Origin of the sequence: Mycobacterium sp. (genome assembly GCF_040398885.1) — a bacterium.
In the GTDB taxonomy this organism is placed as follows: domain Bacteria; phylum Actinomycetota; class Actinomycetes; order Mycobacteriales; family Mycobacteriaceae; genus Mycobacterium.
Window position 1 is genome coordinate 1 of record NZ_JBBATF010000076.1, and the last position, 4,439, is coordinate 4,439.

The 4,439-nt window shown below is 68.4% G+C and carries 3 protein-coding genes and 1 pseudogene; 3 read left to right on the plus strand and 1 reads right to left on the minus strand.

Annotated elements, in window-relative coordinates:
* A pseudogene (locus tag ADBZ5U_RS08865) lies at window positions 1-229 on the plus strand (virulence factor Mce); the annotation flags it as partial.
* Here the strand turns inward: ADBZ5U_RS08865 and ADBZ5U_RS08870 are convergent.
* A complete protein-coding gene (locus ADBZ5U_RS08870; RefSeq protein ID WP_526264505.1) occupies window positions 226-747 on the minus strand; it encodes an Rv2253/PknI dimerization domain-containing protein in 522 nt (173 codons plus the stop codon). The pseudogene ADBZ5U_RS08865 and the gene ADBZ5U_RS08870 sit on opposite strands and share 4 nt — an antisense overlap.
* 107 nt (window positions 748-854) lie before the next feature.
* On the opposite strand from ADBZ5U_RS08870, the gene ADBZ5U_RS08875 reads away from it, so the two are divergent.
* Both ADBZ5U_RS08875 and ADBZ5U_RS08880 read left to right on the plus strand, forming a co-directional pair.
* On the plus strand, window positions 855-3,044 hold the full coding sequence (locus tag ADBZ5U_RS08875; RefSeq protein WP_526264507.1) for an adenylate/guanylate cyclase domain-containing protein: 2,190 nt from the start codon (window positions 855-857) through the stop codon (window positions 3,042-3,044).
* On the plus strand, window positions 3,044-4,439 hold a 1,396-nt coding region (locus ADBZ5U_RS08880), incomplete at its 3' end, for a mechanosensitive ion channel family protein (RefSeq protein ID WP_526264509.1). The genes ADBZ5U_RS08875 and ADBZ5U_RS08880, both read left to right, overlap by 1 nt.

Consider the following 4,439-nt stretch of genomic DNA (forward strand, 5'->3'; position numbering starts at 1 on the left):
CGGGGGTGCTCCACCGCCGCCCCCACCGCCGCCCCCGCCGCCGGCCGGCGGCGCCACGGCCGCCCCCAGCGCGTTCACGCCCGCCGGCGCGGGGCCCTCGGTGGCGATCGCCACCTACGACCCCGCGACCGGCCAGTTCGCCACCCCCGACGGGACCGTCGCGCGGCAGACCGACGTGGTCTCCGGCGCCGACAAACGAACTTGGACCGATCTGCTGCCGGTCGGTTAGATCCGGGCCAGCTTGAACGGCATGGTGATGTGCACCGCCAGGCTGCGCCCGCACGCCCCGCTGGGCCCGGTGGTGGCGTCCTCGCCGACCAGGGTGTTCGACGTCGGGTCGGTGGTCGATCCGTCGGGCGTCATGGCCTTGAACCGGAAGACCTGAAGACCGTCGGCGGTGGAGCCGTCCGCGCACGGGATCCAGCGCGGCACGATGTGTTTGACGTACCACTCGCCGCTGGTCTGGTAGATCGGCGCCGTCCAGCCCTGATCGCTGGTCACCGTGCCGGTGCACTCGGTGGGGTAGCTGCACTGCGAGGTGATGGTCCACAGCGCCCGCACGCTGGCCTGCTTGTGGAAGATGTCGTTGCTGCGGGCCCACTCGCCGTTCGAGGTGGCGGTGAAGGCGCCGTTGAGCGCCCATCTCTCGGCGGCCTGGGCCGGGGCGGCGGCCACCCCGCCGCCGAGCAGGGCGGCCGCGATCAATCCGGTCAGCGCGCGGTGCACATCGGCGATTATCCCGGTCACGGTGTCCGCGGCGCAGCCGGATGATGATTCACACCTGTCCCAACCGTCACAGCGCCTGTTAGTCTGCTCAGGGAAAAACCCGCTCGAACAGCGGGGGAGGGACGGCCATGCCGCAACGAACCGACGCTCCGGACGAGCCGGTGGCGTTGTCGGATACTGCCCTGGAGAAGATCCGGGCCCGCTCGCACGTGCGTTCGCCGCTGAGTCGGATGAGCATCCAGTCCAAACTCATCCTGATGCTGGTGCTGTGCACCGTGCTGGCCGCGGCGATCGTCGGCGGCATCGCCTACCAGACCGGCCGCAACTCGCTGCGGATCGGGGCGATCAACCGGTTCACCGAGATCCGGGAGTCGCAGAGCCGCACCCTCGACACCCAGGTGACCGCCCTGCGCAACGCCCTGGTCACCTACACCCACGGCGAGACGACCAGGAACGCACTGAAGGACTTCACCGCGGGCTTCGATCAGCTTGCCAACGCCGCGATCACCCCGGAGATGTCCAAGGCGGTCGCCGACTACTACCGGGTCTTCGCCAAGGACACCGAGAAATACAGCGGGACGCGACTGGACGTGGCCGCCCTGCTGCCGACGTCCAATGCCGAGCGCTACCTGCAGGCCACCTACACCGCGAAGCTGCCGACCGACGACCAGGCCATCGCGGCGGACGACCAACGGGACGGCAGCGCCTGGTCGGCGGCCAACGCCAAGTACCAGGGCTTCTACCGGGAGATCGTCACCCGGTTCGCCTTCGAGGACGCGCTGATGCTCGACGGCCGCGGCAACGTGGTCTACAGCGCCTACAAGAACGTCGATCTGGGCACCAACATCCTCACCGGGCCCTACAACGGTTCCAAACTGCGGGACGCCTACATCCAGGCCATGTCCAGCAACAAGGCCGACCGGGTGGTCTTCACCGACTTCGAGTTCTACCAGCCGTCGACCATGGCGCCGACCGCCTGGATGGTCGCCCCGATCCCGCCCGGCGGCAAACCGGAAGGCGTTCTGGCGCTGCAGTTCCCGATCACCAAGATCAACAAGCTGATGACCTTCGACAAGGGATGGGCCTCGGCCGGGATGGGGGAAACCGGCGAGACGATCCTGGCCGGCGAGGAATTCCTGATGCGATCGGACTCGCGGATGTTCCTCGAGGACCCGGAGAAGTACCGGCGGATGGTGATCGACGCGGGCACCCCGCCGGACATCCCGGACATCGCGATCCGCCAGGGCGGCACCACCCTGGTCCAGCCGGTGAGCGCCGACGGCCACCGGGAGGCGCAGAAGGGCTACAAGGGAACGCTGATCACCAGGGACTACCTCGGCAGGGAGACGATCCAGGCCTACGCGCCGATCGGCAACCGGGTTGGCCTGCGCTGGTCGATCGTGGCCAAGATCGACACCGCGGAGGCGTTCGCCCAGGAGGCGACGTTCGCCCGCATCGTGGTGCTGGCCACCACCGGGATCATCTTCCTGGTCTGCCTTCTCGCGGCGTTGCTCGCCCAGGTGTTCCTGCGGCCGATCCGCCGGCTGGAGGCCGGTGTGCAGCGCGTCGGCGCCGGCGACTACGACGTCGAGATTCCGGTCGAGACCCGCGACGAGATCGGCGATCTCACCGGGATGTTCAACGAGATGAGCCGCAGCCTCTCGGTCAAGGAGGATCTGCTCACCGAGCAGCGCGGCCAGATCCGGCAGATGCTGACCACGATGATGCCCGTGGCGATCGCGGAGAAGTTCAGCCGCGGCAAGGAGATCACCGCCCGCGAGCACTCCCACGTCACCGTGGTCTACGCGGACATCATCGGCCTGGCCCGGCTGCGGGTCGACCTGGATGCCGAGCAGTCGATCGCCATCGCCAACGAGTTGCACCGCCAAATCGACTCGGCCGCAGAGCAATACGGTATCGAGCGGGTACGTCCGGTGCGGAACGGGTACCTCGGCAGCTGCGGTCTGACCATGCCGCGCCTGGACAACGTACGTCGCACCGTGGACTTCGCGCTGGAGTGCCAGCGCATCCTGGACCGGTTCAACAGCGAGGCATCGGTGAACCTGTTCCTGCGTGCGGGCATCGACACCGGTCCGGTGAGCAGCGGCCTGGTCGGTGACACCGCGCCGGTGTTCGACTTGTGGGGCAACGCGGTGAACGTGGCCCACCGGCTCAAGAACGGCATGCCGGACCCGGGTGTCTACGTGACCTCACGGGTGTATGACGCACTCGCCGAGACGATGTCGTTCACCGAGGCCGGCACCGTCTCGGCCGACGGTGTCACCGAGCGGGTCTGGCGTCTCGAAGAGCCGCGATGATGTCCGGCCTCGTTGGTTCGGCCTGGTTCTACTGGGCGGTCGGGATCGCCGTCGGCCTGCCGCTGTTGCTGATCGCCCTCACCGAGTGGCAGCACACACTGCGCCGGCGGGGCAGCAGCCTGCTCGGTCCGGTGAGCCTGCTTCGCAACTATCTGGTCCCGTTGGGGGCCCTGCTGATGGCCATGATCGGCGCCACCCAGATGCCGTCCGGGTCAACACCGGTCCGCATCGTCGGGACGCTGGTGGCGATCGTCGTGTTGATCCTGATGCTCTCCGGGGTCCGGGCATCGCTGTTCGCCTCGGCGCCGGACGGCAGTTGGCGCCGGCGCGTCCCGGCGATCTTCCTCGACGTGGTCCGATTCGCGTTGATCGCCGTCGGGGTGGGATTGATATTCGCCTACATCTGGGGTGCCAACGTCGGCGGTTTGTTCACCGCGCTGGGTGTCACCTCGATCGTGATCGGCCTGACACTGCAGAACTCGGTCGGCCAGATCATCTCCGGGCTGCTGATGCTCTTCGAGCAGCCCTTCCGGCTCGGCGACTGGATCGAGACGGACAAGGGCACCGGTCGGGTGGCCGAAGTCAACTGGCGCGCAGTGCATCTGGAGACCAGCGACGGCCTGCGCATCACGCCGAACTCGGTGCTGGCCGCGCAGTCGTTCACCAACATGAGCCGGCCGGCCGGCCAGCACGCCATCCGGGTGACGAGCCTGTTCGCCATCGAGGACCGTCCGGACCAGGTGTGTGCGATGCTGGTGCGCGTCGCCTCCAAGCTCCCGGAGTGCCACCCGGACCTGACCCCGGTGGCGGTGCCGTTGGGAACGATGAAGTACCGCACCAAGATTCCGCTGCGCTCACCCGGCGACGACGGCTCGGCCACCGCGACGTTCCTGCGCTGGATCTGGTACGCCGCGCGCCGGGAGGGGCTGCACCTGGACGAGGCCGCGGACACCTTCTCCGATCAGTCCATGGTCGAATCGGCCATCCGGGCGGTGGTGGCGCCCACCCTGCTGCTCGCCGACGCGCAGCAGCGGGCGATGGTCCCGCACGCCGTCATCGAACGCTACGGGGCGGGCGAGTTGATCCAGGCCGGCGGGACGGTGCCCGAACACATGCTGTTCATCGTCTCCGGCACCGTGGTGCTGACGGCCGACGCCGAGGACGGCTCACGCACCGAGATCGGGACCCTCGAGCAGGGTGGCTATCTGGGCCAGAGCACCCTGGTCCGGCACCCGGTCCCCTGTTCGTCGTTCGCCCTCGACGAGGTCACCCTGGTTCGGGTGGACCGGGAGGCCATCGAACGGGTCGTGCAAAAGAACCCGGTCCTGCTGCAGGAGTTCGGCCGGTCCATCGACGAGCGCCGCGCCAGCATCCTGCGGGCTCTGGCCGACCAGC